This is a genomic window from Bradyrhizobium genosp. P (assembly GCF_049949265.1).
Lineage (GTDB): Bacteria > Pseudomonadota > Alphaproteobacteria > Rhizobiales > Xanthobacteraceae > Bradyrhizobium.
Genome location: NZ_CP188195.1, coordinates 4,564,227 through 4,579,563 on the forward strand (window position 1 = coordinate 4,564,227; position 15,337 = coordinate 4,579,563).

Below are 15,337 nucleotides of genomic sequence, written 5' to 3' on the forward strand. Positions count from 1 at the left end.
GTCACGCGTTCGGCAGGTTGCGGGCGAGCGCTTCGAGCACCGCCATGCGTACCGCCACTCCCATTTCAACCTGTTCGCGGATCAAGGATTGCGCGCCGTCGGCGACGAAGGTGTCGATCTCGACGCCGCGGTTCATCGGTCCCGGATGCATCACCAGCGCGTCCGGTTTGGCGTAAGCGAGCTTCTTCTGATCGAGCCCGAAATAGTGGAAATACTCGGCCGTCGACGGCACGAAGGAGCCGTTCATGCGCTCGCGCTGCAGCCGCAGCATCATCACGATATCGGCGCCGTTCAAACCCTCGCGCATGTCGCGCGCGACCTCGACACCCATCCGGTCGATGCCGGACGGCAGCAACGTGGAGGGCGCCACCACGCGGACGCGGGCGCCCATGGCGTTGAGCAGCAGGATGTTGGAGCGCGCCACGCGCGAATGCAGCACGTCGCCGCAGATCGCGATCACGAGCCCCTCGAGCCGGCCCTTGTTGCGGCGGATGGTCAGCGCATCGAGCAGCGCCTGGGTCGGGTGCTCGTGGGCGCCGTCGCCGGCATTGATCACGGAACCGTCAACCTTGCGCGCGAGTAGCTCCACTGCGCCAGAGGCGTGGTGGCGGACCACCAGGATGTCGGGGTGCATCGCGTTCAGCGTCACCGCGGTGTCCATCAGCGTCTCGCCCTTGCGGGTGGACATCGATGACACCGACATGTTCATGACGTCGGCGCCCAGCCGTTTTCCGGCGATCTCGAACGAGGACTGGGTCCGGGTCGAGGCCTCGAAGAACAGGTTCACCTGGGTGCGGCCGCGCAAAGAGGCGCGTTTCTTGTCGACCTGGCGGTTGAGTTCGACATACTCCTCGGAGAGGTCGAGCAGGCCCGTGATGTCGTCGGCGGAAAGGCCCTCGATGCCCAGCAGATGGCGGTGACCGAGGACGAAAGTCGATTTCAATGATGGGGTCATTAAAGCGAGAGCTATAGGCGCGGATGGCCCAAGGGGCAAGCGCGAAGAGGGGCCGGACGAGTTATCCCCGAGTATGATGTTGCCGGTCTCGTTCGGGCGGCCATGCCCGGTCATGACGAATTGGATGGGACTTCAATGAAGAGATTTATGACGGCTCTCGTTGTCGTGATCGCCGTGGCATCCGCCCACGCGCAGGGCCTGCCTGACGGCTTCGTGTTCCTGCGCGACATCGATCCCACCATCATCCAGGATATCCGCTACGCCTCATCGAACAATTTCATGGGGCGGCCGATGGCGGGCTATGGCGCCGGGGAATGCGTCGTGCGCCGGGAGCTGGGACTCCGCCTCAGGGGTGTGCAGCAGGAACTCGCGCCGCAAAAACTGTCGCTCAAGATGTTCGACTGCTACCGGCCGGCCCGTGCGGTCGCCGACATGGTGGCTTGGTCGGGGAATGGCAAGGAAACCGCCGCCGAGCGGCGCTACAGCCCGACCTTCTCCAAGGCCGACTTGTTCCGCCTCGGCTACATCGCGACGCATTCGGGGCATTCGACGGGCGCTGCGGTGGATCTCACGCTGGTCGATCTCTCCGCCGACAATTCCGCAAAATTCGATCCGAAAAAGCAATATGCCGACTGCATTGCGCCAGCCGCGGCGCGCGCACCGGAGGGCAGCGTCGACATGGGCACGGGTTACGATTGTTCTGACCCGAAAGGCCACACCGCCGCTGCTACCATCACGCCGGCGCAGCGGCGCTGGCGGAATACGCTTGTTGCGGCGATGACCCGGCAGGGCTTTGTGAACTACACCAAGGAATGGTGGCACTTTTCGCTGCCCGGGGCAGGTGGGCGGGCCTACGACTTCCCGATCACGCGACCGCGCTGATCCAGACGGATTTCCTCAAATTCGAGGCATTTTCGCAAGACAAAGCTTGCCCTCGCAGGAGCGTGTGGTGGCGCGTTCAACACTCCTTAATTGCAGCGGTCGCTTGATATGCGGGTGACACGGGAGCACGCGGATGCGTCTGGGAGCCTTTGCAATTATCGCCATCGGCGTTGTCGCCGTGACGGCGTATGACCAATACGACAAGAAGGTCAATTACCAGCGCGTCGATGCACGCGTCAGCACCGTCAGCGAGCAATGCTACATGGAAAAGGTCGACCGCGGGGCCGTCACCAAGACGACGCACACCTCCGACCTGCTGGCTTGCGACCTTGCCCAGCGACTGACCCGCGAGCATCCGAAGTGGCAGGGTTACGACGTGAAGCACAAGATTGAGGTTCAGTTCACCTATGTCTCGCCGGCGGATGGGGCTTCGCATATGTCGAGCTTGCAGGCGGCAACCTTCCCCAACGGCAAGCCGCTGCACGCCGGCGACGTGCTTGCGATCCTCGCCTCCAAGACCAAGCCGGACAAGACGCGCTGGTCCTGATCTGCGCGCACGCGGGGAGAACCGAGCATGCGGCTCTTCTTCTTTGGAATTGTTTGTGCGGGCCTTGCCAGCATTCACATCTACAACGAGTTCGACAAGAGGGTGAATTTCCGGCCGGTCGACGCCCGCATCAGCCAGGTCAAGGAGCAATGCTACCTCGAAAAGTCCGACGTTGCTGAATCGGGGAAAACCTGGAGCTCCGATCTGTTGCCTTGCGGGTTCGCCGTGCTGTCTGCGCAGATGCATCCGAAGTGGCAGGGCGCCACCGTCAAGCACAAGATCGAGGTTCGCTTTGCCTATATCTCTCCGGTTGACGGGGCCGCGCACGAGTTGAGCCTTCAGATGGCGGCCTATCCCGACGGCCGCGAGATGCGCGCAGGCGATATCTTTCCCGTTCAGGCCTCAAGGAAGCAGGCCGACAGGACGCGCGCCAACGACTGGCTGGACGTCCGGCTTGGTCGCCATGCACCAAAGCATGGAAGCATCTAGCTGATGCCACATTTTTCGCTGCCCGGCTCCGGCCGGCGGGCTTATGATCTCGCGATTCCGTCGCGCCGCCGGCGCGTGAACCCGGACATCAGAGACCGGTCTTCCATGACGCAGGATCGATTCGCGACCCACGAGGTCCTCAACCAGTCGCCGCCGTTTTGGGATGTCGACCTGTTCACATCGGATGCGCCGCTGGTTGCGGCGGTCGCGGCCAATGGCGGGGCTGCGGCTGCGACCGAGCTGTCCGATTTCGGCACGCACTGGGGTTCCGCTGTCACGGCGGAGCGCGGCAGGCTCGCCAACGAGAACACGCCAAAACTGCTTCTGTTCGATTCAAACGGCAACCGCCGCGACGAGGTCGAGTTTCATCCGGCCTATCACGAACTGATGGCGCACTCTGCGCATGCCGGCGTGCACAATTCGACCTGGACCGCCGATGGCAAGCCGGCCGGCGGCGCGTCCGAGGTGGTGCGCGCGGCGAAATTCTATATCGCCTCCCAGGTCGAGACCGGTCATCTCTGCCCAATCACGATGACGCGCGCCTCGGTCGCGGCGCTGGCCTCGCAGCCGGATCTTCTGGCGAAGACGATGCCGGTCATCGGCACGCGCGCCTACGATCCGAGCTTCGCGCCATGGTGGACCAAGCGCGGCATGACGCTCGGCATGGGCATGACGGAAAAGCAGGGCGGCACCGATGTGCGCGCCAACATGACGCATGCGGAGCGCGACGGCGGCGCCTACCGGATCACCGGGCACAAATGGTTCATGTCGGCGCCGATGTGCGACGCGTTCCTGGTGCTGGCGCAGGCCAAGGACGGCTTGAGCTGTTTCTTTATGCCGCGCTTCGCGCCTGATGGCTCGGTGAACGCCATTCACTTCCAGCGGCTGAAGGACAAGCTCGGCAACCGCTCCAATGCGTCGTCGGAGGTCGAATTCCACGGCGCCTATGCCGAGCTGATTGGCGAGGAGGGCAAGGGCATCCGCACCATCATCCAGATGGTGCAGTTGACGCGGCAGGATTGCGCGATCGCCTCCGCCGGGCTGATGCGCTCGGGGCTCGCGCATGCGCTGCATCACGCGCGGCATCGCAGCGTGTTCCAGAAGCATCTCGCCGACCAGCCGCTGATGAGGTGCGTGCTCGCGGACATGGCTCTGCATGTCGAGGCACAGGTTGCGCTGGTGATGCGGCTCTGCCGCGCCTTCGACCGCGCGCCTGATGACGCCGGCGAGGGCGCCTATATGCGGCTGCTGACGCCGGCGATCAAATACTTGATATGCAAGAGCGCGCCGGCCTTCCTCTACGAGGCGATGGAGTGCCTCGGCGGCAATGGCTATGTCGAGGACGGCATTCTGGCCCGCCATTTCCGGGAATCGCCGGTTAACGCAATCTGGGAAGGTTCCGGCAATGTGATGTGCCTCGACGTGCTGCGCGCACTCGGCCGCGAGGCCGATGCCGCGCTGGCGGTGTTGCGCACGCTCGCCGAGGAAACCAAGGGCCTGCCGGGCGCGGCGGACGCTGTTGGGTTTATCGGCAAGTCGTTCCGCCGCGCCGACGGCGAGCGCGTCGCGCGGCTTGCGGTCGAGAAGCTGGCGTTGCTCGCAGCGACGGCTGCGCTCAACCAGGTGTCGCCTGGGAGCGCCGAACTGTTCGCAACGACGCGGCTTGCCGGAAACCACGCCGGCATGTACGGCGCGGTGGAATTATCCGAGGACGACGCACGCGCGCTGCTGGCGCGGGCGCTGCCATGAAGGTCTGCTGATGGACGCACTCAATCCCGAAATGCCGCCCGCCACCATCGAGCCGGCCCCGCGTCCGCCGCGGGTCTGGAAGTTCTGGGGCACCGCGCTGTGGGGCTTGCTGATCTTCGCCGCGATGTTCCTCGGCCAGCTCGCGGTCATCGTCTATTTCGTGATGCGGCAGGATGAGCCGCTGTCGGTGGCCGTTCTCACCCATGTGGTCGCCAGCGGCTTGACGATTTCACTCTCGGTCGTCGCGGGCCTGCCGATGGTGCTGCTGGCGCTGTGGGTCGCGATCCGCCCGACGCGGATATCCTTCGCCGATTATCTCGGGCTGCGCTGGACGTCGTGGAGGAATGTGATCATCGGCATCGTTGCGCTGGCGGTCCTGGTCGAGGCCTGGGATCTTGTGTCCCGCCTGGCCGGCCGCGATGTGACGCCCGGTTTCATGGGCGACGTGCTGAAATCGGCGCAGGCCGACGGCGCGCTGTGGCTATTGGTCATCGCATTCGCCGGCGCCGCGCCGGTGTGGGAAGAGCTGTTCGCCCGCGGCTGGCTCTACCGCGGCTGGTCGCAATCTTTTCTCGGCCCCTATGGCGCGATCGTCTTGTCGTCGGTCGTCTGGACGCTGATGCATCTCCAGTACGACTGGTTCTTCCTCTGCGAGGTGCTGTCGATCGGGCTCTTGTTCGGGTATCTGCGCTATCGCACTGGCTCGATCTGGCTGACGATCCTGCTGCACGCGCTGAACAATCTGGCGGCGACGATCCAGACCTGGTGGCTGGCGAGCTGAGCGTCCCATGTGGTCGGTAGAGGCCAAGCCCACCGTCGCTGCGACGTTGCAGAAAGATCCGTATGTCGAATTTCGAAAATGCCAATGCTCCGGTCCCGGCTTCAGCAAAATCGCCGCGGACATGGGACTTCGTGGAAACGACACTTATTGGCCTTGTTGCCTACGGTGCGTTTGCCGTGGCGGCCGCAGTTGTTCTCTCCGTCCTCCTGGTCGCGCATTACGGGATGATCCCGCTTGCTCATGTTGAACTGGAGGGACGTTGGCAAGGCGCTGCTCTCATTGTGGGAAGTCCGGCGGCCATCATCGTGCTTTGGATTGCGATACGAAAAGTCGATCGCGAGTTTTCAGAGTATCTGGCGCTGAATTGGCCCAGTTCTCGAGAGTTCTTTCTCGCATTTGCGATTATGGCGTTCACGTTGATCGTAGAGGGGTATTTCGTGCCTACGTCGGAACGGAAACGAGTTGGGTCGCTCCCACTCTGAACGTTCAGGGGCAGGTCGGTTTGCTAACCCTCTTGATCGGGGGCTGTTTGTCGGCTCCGATCATGGAGGAATTCGTCATCCGAGGCTTCATGTTTCGTGGATGGTCGCAATCGTTCCTGGGTCCAATTGGCGCCATCGTGCTTACATCCGTGGTTTGGGCTTTGAATCACACCCAGTACGGTTGGTTCGATCGGTTTGGCATTTTTATCTCTGGCCTTGCACTGGGTTACTTTCGGTGGCGAGGCAATTCGACGTGGCTGACGGTGGTGATTCATTCGTCGATGAACATCTTCAGTCTTTTCCTGATAGGCCCGTACACCTAAGGCCCAACCGCAGCGATCGCGATCGGCATCGTGATCGCCGCCAAAATCGTCTGCAGCGTGATGATCTGGGCGAGCAGGGGCGCGTCGCCGCCCATCTGGCGGGCCAGCACGTAGGCAGAGGGAGAGGTCGGGACTGCCGCGCAGGCGGTGACGATCGCGAGACTAGAGCCGGTGATGCCGAACCACACCGCGAGCGTGACGGTCAGTACGGGCATCAGGATCAGCTTCAGCACCAGCGCCACGCTGGCGGCAAGGCTCGGGCGAAACAGGCCCTCCAGGCGTAATCCGGCGCCGGTCACGAGCAGGCCGATCGCCAGCGACGAGCCGCCGAGCGCATCCGCGACGTTGTGCCAGAGCTTCGGCAACGGGATGTGCGTCACGTTGACGGCAAGACCGACGACGCAGGCCCAGATCAGCGGGTTCTTCACGACCGTCATCGCGATCGCGCCCGGCGACCGCTTTTCGGACGAAGCGTAGTGCGCTAGCACGGCGACGCTGAACACATTCACCATCGGAATGATCGCGACCATCGCGACGGAGGCGAGCGCAAGCCCGACCTTGCCATACAGATTGCCCGACACCGAAAGCGCGACATAGGTCTGCCAGCGGGTCGCGCCCTGGAAGATCGAGGTGAAGGCCGGACCGTCGACGCCGGCGCGGGCGAGCGGTGACCGCAGCGCGAGGCAAAGCAGCGACATCGCAAGCGCCGAGAGCAGCAGCGCGCCACCGACGCCCGCGACCGGCACTGTTGTCAGATCCGCCTTCACCAGCGTCTGCACCAGCAGCACTGGGAACAGCACGTAATAGGTCAGCTGCTCCAGCCCGTGCCATTGGGTGTCCAGCCGCATCAGCGTGCGCTTCAGGATGACACCAAGCACGATCAGCAGGAACACCGGCAACAGCGCCGCAACCACTACCGCCATCGTCAGCGGTCCCCGCGCAGCTTCGTGAGCCGGTCCAGCGCGCCTTGCAGGATGAAGATCGCGGCGTGCTCGTCGATCACCTCGGCGCGACGCGCGCGGCTGACATCCATCCCGATCAATTCCCGCTCGACCGCCGCGGTCGAGAGCCGTTCGTCCCACAGCGCAATCGCAAGCGGGGTGAGGCCGGCGAAGTTGCGCGCGAACGCCCGGGTCGACTGCGCGCGCGGGCCCTCGCTGCCGTCCATGTTGATCGGCAGGCCCAGCACGAAGCCGACGACGTTGCGCTCGGCGGCGAGCGCGAGCAGCCGCGCAGCGTCGGCCTTGAAGGCCTTGCGCTTGATGGTCTCGACGCCGGTCGCGAGCCGTCGGTCCGGATTGGAGACGGCGACGCCGATGGTCTTGGTGCCGAGATCGAGCCCGATGAGGGCACCGCGCTCAGGCCAGTGCGTTGCGGCGTCGATCAGGGGAAGGATGGGGGCTAGCATGGCCTGCGCATAGCACCGCGATGACAGCAGCGCAAAGTCAGCTTTCACCTCTCCCCGACGGGAAGAGGTCGGATTGCATCGTGAGATGCAATCCGGGTGAGGGGCCTTGCTCCATCGAGGGGCCGTAAGCCCTCACCCGGCGCTACGCGCCGACCTCTCCCGATGGGAGAGGTGAAGTTGAGGCCGTATCACGCCGCAGCCGACGCTTCGCCTTCTCCGAGGCAGGCGGCAAATCCCTGCAGGGCGCTGTATTGGTGCGCTGTGCGGCGCTGGATGAACAGCGTCTCGACCCGGGCATGCTGCGGGCTGAGCTTGTGGATGTTGACGTCGCGCTGGACGTGATCGCGCTCGACCACGGTACGCGGCAGCATCGTGACGCCCATGTCGGCGGCGACGCAGCCGATCATGCCGTCGAGCGTGCCGAGCTCGAAGCGTGCGGCGGATGGCCAGCCGAATTCGGTGAACGCCTGTTCGAGGCGCTGCCGGTAGGTGCAGCCGGTGCGGAACACCAACGCCGTCGGGCCTGATTCCGGCGTGCCGGCACGCAAGGCGGCGAGGCTTTTCCAGCGCTGCGCGGTGACCAGGACCAGCTCCTCGTGGAAGGCGACGGTGGAGACCAGTTCGGCGTGCTCGATCGGACCGGCGACAAACGCGCCGTCGAGCGTGCCGTCGAGCACGGCGGCGACCAGATCGGCGGTCGGCGCGGTCCGCAAGGTCAGGCGCACGGCGGGATAGCGGCGGTGGAAATCGGCGAGCAGGGTCGGCAGCCGTACCGCGGCGGTCGTCTCCATCGAGCCGATCGAGAGCGGGCCCTTCGGCTCGCCATCATCGCGCGCGGCAAGCACGGCCTCCCGCGAGAGCGCCGCCATGCGTTGCGCGTAAGGCAAAAGTCTGCGGCCGGCGCCGGTCAAGGTCATGCCGCGGCTGTGCCGCTCGAACAGCGCGGTGCCGATCTCGGCTTCCAGCGCCTTGATGCGCTGGGTGACGTTGGACTGCACGGTGTTGAGTTCGTCGGTGGCGCGCGTGATGCCACCGAGCCGGGCGACGGTGGAAAAGGTGACGAGATCGGTCAATTCCACAGGAGCCACTCCGTTTCGTTTTTGAGATGGCAGCGTTCTCTAGTATTCATTTTCCAAGAATGTTAGTCCTGCTTAGGCTTGCTGTCCAGAACCGGGAGCAAACGCATGCCTGTCAGCACCGAGTTGACCGCACGGTTGGGCATCCAGCACCCGATCCTGCTGGGACCGATGGACACGATCTCCGGCACTCGGCTGGTCAGAGCCGTCAGCGAGGCCGGCGGTTTCGGCATCCTCGGCGGCGGTTACGGGGATCGGGACCGGCTGGTGGCCGACACCGCAAAATTAAAGGGCTTCGATCGACCGTTCGGCATCGGCTTCATCACCTGGAGCCTCGCGAAGCAGCCCGAGTTGCTCGATATCGCGCTCCGAGCGCGTGCCGTGATGTTGTCGTTCGGCGATCCGGCGCCGTTCGCTCCTGACATCAAGGCGGCAGGTGCGCTGCTGATCTGCCAGGTGCAGGACGAGGACATGGCGCGGCAGGCGCTCGACTGCGGCGCCGACATCCTGATCGCGCAAGGTTCCGAGGCCGGTGGGCACGGCGCGTCGCGCACTACGATCGATATCGTGCCCGCGACCGTCGACCTCGCGGCCGGGCGCGTGCCCGTTGTTGCCGCCGGCGGCATCGCGGATGGCCGCGGGCTGGCCGCGATGCTGATGCTCGGGGCGTCCGGTGTGCTGATGGGGACGCGCTTCTATGCCAGTATCGAAGCCGACGGCGCCGAGCAGGCGAAGCAGTTGATATGTGCAGCCAAGAGCGGCGAGACCGTGCGCGGCGTCGTGTTCGACTGGTCGCGCAAGCTGATGTGGCCTGCGCCATTCACGGCACGCTCGCTGATCAACGATCATTTGCACCGATGGAACGGCCGCGAGATCGAGTTGATGCAGCGGGCTGACGAGGTGGCGATGGAGTATGCAGCGGCGAAGGCGGCCGGCAATTTCGATGTTGCGGCCGTGTTCGCCGGCGAGTCCGCCGGCCTGATCCATGATATTCCTCCGGCAGCCGAGATCGTCGGCCGCATCGTCGCCGAGGCCGAGCAGAGCCTGCTCGGCCGGCGCAACTCTCTTTCCTCTGTCGCCTGAAACCGCACGAGACGCACCATGTGGCCAGACCGTCGATTGATCGACCTCTTCAAGACCGAATTCCCGATCGTGCTGGCGCCGATGGCCGGCGTCATGGACGCGGAGTTGGTGATCGCCGTTGCACAGGGCGGCGGGCTCGGCTCGCTGCCTTGCGCGATGCTGTCGGCGGAGAAGGCGCGGGAGCAGGTCAACATCATCCGCCAGCGGGTGTCCGCGCCCATCAACCTGAACTTCTTCTGCCACAGGGCGGTCGACGCCGATCCCGCGCGCGAGGCCAAATGGCGGCAGCGGCTGGCGCCTTTTTATCGCGAGCACGGGCTCGATCCGGATGCACCGATCAATGCCGCCAACCGCGCGCCGTTCGACGCTGCGTTCTGCGCGGTGGTGGAGGAGTTGAAGCCCGAGGTCGTGAGCTTCCATTTCGGCCTGCCGGAGCCAAAGCTGCTGCAGCGGGTCAAGGCCGCGGGCGCCATCGTGATGGCGTCGGCGACCATCGTGAAGGAGGCGATCTGGCTCGAGGAGAACGGCGCCGATGTCATCATCGCGCAGGGCGCGGAGGCTGGCGGCCATCGCGGCATGTTCCTGACCGACAACATCGCTGAACAGCCTGGAACCTTTGCGCTGGTGCCGCAGGTGGTCGATGCGGTGAAGCTGCCCGTCGTCGCTGCCGGCGGCATCGCCGATGGGCGTGGGATCGCGGCGGCTTTCGCGCTCGGCGCCTCCGCCGTGCAGATCGGCTCGGCCTATCTGCGCTGCCCGGAGTCCAAGGTGAGCGCGCAGGGCCGCGTCGCGCTGGCGCAGGCGTGGGACGATTCCACCGTCATCACCAACGTGATGACCGGCCGGCCGGCGCGCGGCGTCGCCAACCGCGTGATGCGCGAGGTTGGGCCGATCTCATCCGATGCGCCTGACTTTCCGCATGCCGCAACCGCCCTCGGGCCGCTGAAGGCGGCTGCCGAAAAACAGGGCAGGGTCGATTTCACCAATCTTTGGGCTGGCCAGGCGATTCGTATGGGCCGCGAGATGCCCGCAGCCGAACTGACGCGGGCGCTGGCGGGGGCTGCGCTGGTGCGGATGACCGCGCTGTCTCGGGCCTAATGAGCGGGCTCGTCGCGGTTGATCTCCAGATGCTCCGCGGCGAGCGTCCGATAATGCGCGGCCATTTCCTTGTAATGTCGCCTGGAGATCGGGTCGGCGGCGCTTTCTGCGCGGCGCTCGAACATTTCTGCCTTTTCCTGCAGAACTTTTGCCTGGGACACGGGGGTTGTGTGCCTAGCTTAGACCAGGCAGGCGACGTAGAGGATCGCGATACCGAGCACCGTGCCGATCGACCAAAGGGCAGGGTCCCAGCCTTCCGATCGGGGGCTGCTTTCGAGGGTTGACATGACGCGCTCCAAATTCTTCTTTGGAGCAAGTACGCGCCGCGAATGTTTCAGGACGACTGCGTCGGCAGTCCAAAGTGGTTTCGTCGCGGGATTTTGCTCTGGGAGATCAACTGCTCACCGCACCTGATCGTTCCGGCAGGGCGCAAAGATCGCCCTGCTGCGGTTGCAGTGCAAAACCGGCCTCTGCTATACCGCAGCCTGACCTTTAAGCCTTAGGACCCTATATAATGTCCGTAGACGCCACGACCGTCCGCCGCATCGCGCATCTGGCGCGGATCGCGGTCAGCGACGCCGAAGTTCCCCATCTCCAGGGGGAGCTGAACGCGATGCTGGCCTTTGTCGAGCAACTCTCGGAGGTGAACGTCGATGGCGTCGAGCCGATGACCTCGGTGACGCCGATGGAGATGAAGAAGCGCGCCGACGTGGTCAATGATGGCGAGATCGCGGACGCCATCGTCAGGAATGCGCCCGACACGCTGAACCATTTCTTCCTGGTGCCGAAGGTGGTCGAGTAACGTCTGACATAGCGTTTTCGAGCGAAGTGGATCCCGGTTCGCGTGAAGAAAACGCGTCAAACAAGAAGCTGGAACGACGGTTCGATGTGCCTGCTCTGCGACGATGAAAAAGCCTACAAGGCCTATATGGACTTCCTCGACGTGATGGAGCGGAAGGGCAAGGCCGCCGATCCCAATGAGGCGATCGATGCTGTGCTCGACCAGCTCGAGGCGCTCGACGCGGCGCGGGCGAAAGAAAATAAAGCCCGGCAGGACGATCCCGCCAACGACAAGACCCTGTCTCCGTTCTTTTGCAGCCCGATCAATAAATGACTGATTTGACATCGATGACGATCGCCGAGGCCCGTCAGGGCCTGGCGAACAAGTCTTTCACCGCGCTCGAGCTGACCGACGCCCATCTGGGGGCGATCGAGGCCGCGAAGCTGCTCAACGCTTATGTACTGCCGACGCCGGACCGCGCGCGCGAGATGGCAAAGGACGCTGACGCGAAAATCGCCAAGGGCGAGGGCGGTCCTCTGGCCGGCATCCCGCTCGGCATCAAGGATCTGTTCGCGACCCGCGATATCAGAACCACGGCGTGCTCGAAGATCCTTGGCAATTTCATCCCGTCCTACGAGTCGACGATAACGTCGCAGCTCTGGCGCGACGGCGCCGTGCTGCTCGGCAAGCTCAACAATGACGAGTTTGCAATGGGCTCGTCGAACGAGACCTCGTGCTTCGGCCCGGTCACCAACCCGTGGCGGCGCGGAGGCTCCAACACCGCGCTGGTGCCGGGCGGCTCGTCCGGCGGCTCGGCGTCAGCGGTGGCGGCGCTGCTCTGCATGGGCGCGACCGCAACCGACACCGGCGGCTCGATCCGCCAGCCGGCGGCGTTCACCGCGACCGTCGGCATCAAGCCGACCTATGGCCGCTGCTCGCGCTGGGGCATCGTCGCATTCGCCTCCTCGCTCGACCAGGCCGGCCCGATCGCGCGCAGCGTGCGCGACGCCGCGATTCTGATGCGCTCGATGGCAGGCCACGATCCCAAGGACACGACGTCGGTCGATCTCGCGGTGCCGGATTACGAGGCCGTGATCGGCAAGTCCGTGAAGGGCATGAGGATCGGAATCCCGAAGGAGTATCGCCTCGACGGCATGCCGGCCGAGATCGAAAAACTCTGGAGCGAGGGCGCGGAATGGCTGAAGGCAGCCGGTGCCGAGCTCGTCGAGGTGTCGCTGCCGCACACCAAATACGCGCTGCCGGCCTATTACATCGTGGCGCCGGCGGAGGCCTCGTCCAACCTCGCGCGCTATGACGGCGTGCGCTACGGCCTGCGCGAGCCGGGCAAGAGCATCATCGACATGTACGAGAACACGCGCGCCGAAGGTTTTGGCGCTGAGGTGCGCCGCCGCGTGATGATCGGCACCTATGTGCTGTCGGCGGGCTATTACGATGCCTATTACCTGCGCGCGCAAAAGGTGCGGACGCTGATCAAGAAGGATTTTGAGGACTGCTTCGCCAAGGGCGTGCACGCGATCCTGACGCCGGCGACGCCGTCGGCAGCGTTCGGTATCGGCGAGAAGGGTGCCGATCCGGTCGAGATGTATCTCAACGACATCTTCACTGTGACCGTGAACATGGCGGGCCTGCCCGGCATCGCGGTGCCGTCGGGCATGGATGCGCAAGGATTGCCGCTCGGCCTGCAACTGATCGGCCGTCCGTTCGACGAGGAGACGCTGTTCTCGCTCGGCGCTGTGATCGAGCAGGCGGCCGGCCACTTCACACCGCCGAAATGGTGGTGAGCGATGACGGAGTTCCGCGCCAGTCTCGCTGATGCCGCGCCGGACACGACGCTGTCGCCGCCGCTTAAGGCGTTGTGGTGGGCGGCCAAGGGTGATTGGGATCGGGCGCACAGGATCGTGCAGGACGAGAGCGACGCAAACTCCGCTTGGGTGCACGCCTATCTGCATCGGGTCGAGGGCGATCCCGGCAACGCCGGCTACTGGTATCGCCAGGCCGGGCAGCCTGTGGCAAAGGACACGCTCAAGGTGGAGTGGGAGCGCATCGTTGCCGCGCTGCTGGCACATCGGGCATGAATGCGCCGGTGCCGGGCACCGTGATCATTAACCCTGTTTCGCCCGCCATGCCGCCGCCCGGATTGCCCGTGATAGGCTGGCAAACTCAGGGGCGGGGGCCCAGCGGGCAAGAGAATAGTCGTGCGTGGGTCGGGCATAGGGGGATGGCTGTCAGCGATGCTGGTGGCCGTGGTGGCGGCGGGCCTTGCGGGGTGTGCGACCGTCTACAATCTGCCCGGCAATGTGCCGTTAGGCGCGGCGCTCGCCGATAATGACAGCGCCCGCGACATTCCGGATTATCAGGACGACTCCCTGCTCGCGCTCTCGTTTTCCGGCGGCGGCACGCGCGCCGCGGCGTTCTCCTTCGGTGTGTTGCAGGAACTCGATCGTGCGCGGTCTGGCGCAGCGGGCGGCAAGACGCTGCTCGACCGCGTCGACTTCGTTTCCGGCGTCTCCGGCGGTTCGGTCACCGCCGCCTATTTCGGCCTGAAGCGTCGCGCCGCGCTCGACGATTTCCGCGAACGCTTCCTGCTGCGCAATGCCGAAGAAGGACTGAAGACCCAGATCTCGCTCGGAAATATCGGACGTGCGCTGAGTGGCGGCGTCAACGACAGCCAGTTCACCGATTGGCTCGATCGTAACTTGTTCAACGGCGCGCGTTTCGATGCTCTGTCCGACGATCAAAGGCCGCGGGTCTGGATCAACGCCTCCGACATCTACAACCGCACGCCCTTCGTGTTTGGCAAGACCACCTTCGACGCGCTGTGCAGCGACATCCGCTCCTATCGCGTCGCGGAAGCAGTGGCGGCATCAGCGGCAGTGCCGCTGGCGTTCGCGCCGATCGTGCTGCAGACCTATCCCGGCGGCTGCAAGGCGCCGTTGCCGCCATGGCTCGAGCGGGTGCGCAACGATCCGAATGCGCAGCCGCTGCTGCGCTCGTTTGCCGAAGCTCAGGCGCGCTACCGCGACGGTTCGATGCGCTACGTCAAGCTGCTCGATGGCGGCCTCGTCGACAATTACGGCCTGTCCGGCATCAGCATCGGGCTGCTGGCGGCGCAGCGGCCATACGAGCCGCTGAACGAGCGGCAGGCGGCGAAGCTGCATCGCATCATGTTTCTGGTGGTCGACGCCGGCCGCGGCATCTCCGGGGATTTCGCGCAGACAATCGAGGGGCCGACCGGCATCGAACTGGTGTCAGCGGCAGCCGATACCGCGATCGATTCCAGCGTGCGCTCGAGCTACGCGGCGTTCTCGGCGCTGACCAATGATTGGAACGGCAAGCTGAAGCGCTGGCGCTGCGGCCTGTCGGCAGCGGATCGCGCCCGGCTTGGCGTCGGCGCGAACTGGAAATGCAGCGACGTCACCTTCTATGTCGAGCGGCTGAGCTTCGAGCAGCTCGGCCCCGAGCGCGCCGGCATCCTGAACGCCATCCCGACGCGATTTTCGCTGCCGCCGGAGCAGGTCGACCAGCTGATCGCCGGCGGCGCTGATGCCTTGCGGCAGAGCAAGGCCTACCAGTCGTTCCGACGCGGGCTGTAGATTCTTGTTTTGACGCGTTTTCTTCACGCGAACCGGTGTCCACTTCGCTCGAAAACGCTTTGGGCCGCG

General features: G+C 64.8%; 19 protein-coding genes. 14 read left to right on the top strand and 5 right to left on the bottom strand.

Annotated features, from left to right (window positions below):
* Position 1: 1 nt before the first annotated feature.
* Positions 2-955 carry an aspartate carbamoyltransferase catalytic subunit gene (locus ACP2YO_RS22015; protein WP_426442667.1) on the bottom strand — a complete coding sequence of 318 codons (954 nt, stop codon included), beginning with the start codon at positions 953-955 and terminating at the stop codon, positions 2-4.
* A gap of 147 nt (positions 956-1,102) precedes the next feature.
* On the opposite strand from ACP2YO_RS22015, the gene ACP2YO_RS22020 reads away from it, so the two are divergent.
* From ACP2YO_RS22020 to ACP2YO_RS22050, 7 genes are all read left to right on the top strand, one after another.
* Entirely contained in the window at positions 1,103-1,837 is a 735-nt protein-coding gene (locus ACP2YO_RS22020) for a M15 family metallopeptidase (protein ID WP_426442668.1), read from the top strand.
* A gap of 133 nt (positions 1,838-1,970) precedes the next feature.
* A complete protein-coding gene (locus ACP2YO_RS22025; RefSeq protein ID WP_426442669.1) occupies positions 1,971-2,384 on the top strand; it encodes a hypothetical protein in 414 nt (137 codons plus the stop codon).
* A gap of 27 nt (positions 2,385-2,411) precedes the next feature.
* Entirely contained in the window at positions 2,412-2,873 is a 462-nt protein-coding gene (locus ACP2YO_RS22030) for a hypothetical protein (RefSeq protein ID WP_426442670.1), read from the top strand.
* Between the two features lie 105 nt (positions 2,874-2,978).
* Positions 2,979-4,622, top strand: coding sequence for an acyl-CoA dehydrogenase family protein (locus tag ACP2YO_RS22035; RefSeq protein ID WP_426442671.1), 1,644 nt, complete (start codon positions 2,979-2,981; stop codon positions 4,620-4,622).
* A 10-nt stretch (positions 4,623-4,632) separates the two neighbouring features.
* Positions 4,633-5,403: a CPBP family intramembrane glutamic endopeptidase gene (locus ACP2YO_RS22040; RefSeq protein WP_426442672.1), complete on the top strand. Its 771-nt coding sequence runs from the start codon at positions 4,633-4,635 to the stop codon at positions 5,401-5,403.
* A gap of 62 nt (positions 5,404-5,465) precedes the next feature.
* A complete protein-coding gene (locus ACP2YO_RS22045; RefSeq protein ID WP_426442673.1) occupies positions 5,466-5,885 on the top strand; it encodes a hypothetical protein in 420 nt (139 codons plus the stop codon).
* Positions 5,886-5,917: 32 nt separating this feature from the next.
* Entirely contained in the window at positions 5,918-6,208 is a 291-nt protein-coding gene (locus tag ACP2YO_RS22050) for a CPBP family intramembrane glutamic endopeptidase (protein WP_426443284.1), read from the top strand.
* Here ACP2YO_RS22050 and ACP2YO_RS22055 read toward each other — a convergent pair.
* The 3 genes from ACP2YO_RS22055 to ACP2YO_RS22065 form a co-directional block, all read right to left on the bottom strand.
* Entirely contained in the window at positions 6,205-7,131 is a 927-nt protein-coding gene (locus ACP2YO_RS22055; protein ID WP_426442674.1) for an AEC family transporter, read from the bottom strand. The genes ACP2YO_RS22050 and ACP2YO_RS22055 overlap by 4 nt on opposite strands.
* Positions 7,132-7,133: 2 nt before the next feature.
* Entirely contained in the window at positions 7,134-7,616 is a 483-nt protein-coding gene (gene ruvX, locus ACP2YO_RS22060; protein ID WP_426442675.1) for a Holliday junction resolvase RuvX, read from the bottom strand.
* Between the two features lie 188 nt (positions 7,617-7,804).
* Positions 7,805-8,695 (bottom strand): LysR substrate-binding domain-containing protein, encoded by an 891-nt coding sequence (locus tag ACP2YO_RS22065; protein WP_426442676.1) that lies wholly within the window; start codon positions 8,693-8,695, stop codon positions 7,805-7,807.
* Between the two features lie 105 nt (positions 8,696-8,800).
* Here ACP2YO_RS22065 and ACP2YO_RS22070 point away from each other — a divergent pair, with 105 nt between their 5' ends.
* Both ACP2YO_RS22070 and ACP2YO_RS22075 read left to right on the top strand, forming a co-directional pair.
* On the top strand, positions 8,801-9,775 hold the full coding sequence (locus ACP2YO_RS22070) for an NAD(P)H-dependent flavin oxidoreductase (RefSeq protein ID WP_426442677.1): 975 nt from the start codon (positions 8,801-8,803) through the stop codon (positions 9,773-9,775).
* Between the two features lie 18 nt (positions 9,776-9,793).
* Positions 9,794-10,873 carry an NAD(P)H-dependent flavin oxidoreductase gene (locus tag ACP2YO_RS22075; protein ID WP_426442678.1) on the top strand — a complete coding sequence of 360 codons (1,080 nt, stop codon included), beginning with the start codon at positions 9,794-9,796 and terminating at the stop codon, positions 10,871-10,873.
* Here ACP2YO_RS22075 and ACP2YO_RS22080 read toward each other — a convergent pair.
* Entirely contained in the window at positions 10,870-10,998 is a 129-nt protein-coding gene (locus tag ACP2YO_RS22080) for a hypothetical protein (RefSeq protein WP_426442679.1), read from the bottom strand. The two genes, ACP2YO_RS22075 and ACP2YO_RS22080, sit on opposite strands and share 4 nt — an antisense overlap.
* A gap of 389 nt (positions 10,999-11,387) precedes the next feature.
* Between ACP2YO_RS22080 and gatC the strand changes: the two genes are divergently transcribed.
* From gatC to ACP2YO_RS22105, 5 genes are all read left to right on the top strand, one after another.
* Entirely contained in the window at positions 11,388-11,675 is a 288-nt protein-coding gene (gene gatC / locus ACP2YO_RS22085; RefSeq protein ID WP_426442680.1) for an Asp-tRNA(Asn)/Glu-tRNA(Gln) amidotransferase subunit GatC, read from the top strand.
* A gap of 84 nt (positions 11,676-11,759) precedes the next feature.
* The gene (locus ACP2YO_RS22090; RefSeq protein WP_426443285.1) at positions 11,760-11,987 is read left to right on the top strand and encodes a hypothetical protein; all 228 of its coding nucleotides are present in this window, start codon (positions 11,760-11,762) and stop codon (positions 11,985-11,987) included.
* The gene (gatA, locus tag ACP2YO_RS22095; RefSeq protein ID WP_426442681.1) at positions 11,984-13,456 is read left to right on the top strand and encodes an Asp-tRNA(Asn)/Glu-tRNA(Gln) amidotransferase subunit GatA; all 1,473 of its coding nucleotides are present in this window, start codon (positions 11,984-11,986) and stop codon (positions 13,454-13,456) included. Before ACP2YO_RS22090 ends, gatA begins: the two co-directional genes overlap by 4 nt.
* Positions 13,457-13,459: 3 nt before the next feature.
* Positions 13,460-13,750 carry a hypothetical protein gene (locus ACP2YO_RS22100; RefSeq protein WP_426442682.1) on the top strand — a complete coding sequence of 97 codons (291 nt, stop codon included), beginning with the start codon at positions 13,460-13,462 and terminating at the stop codon, positions 13,748-13,750.
* A gap of 156 nt (positions 13,751-13,906) precedes the next feature.
* Positions 13,907-15,268, top strand: coding sequence for a patatin-like phospholipase family protein (locus tag ACP2YO_RS22105; protein ID WP_426443286.1), 1,362 nt, complete (start codon positions 13,907-13,909; stop codon positions 15,266-15,268).
* Positions 15,269-15,337: the final 69 nt, after the last annotated feature.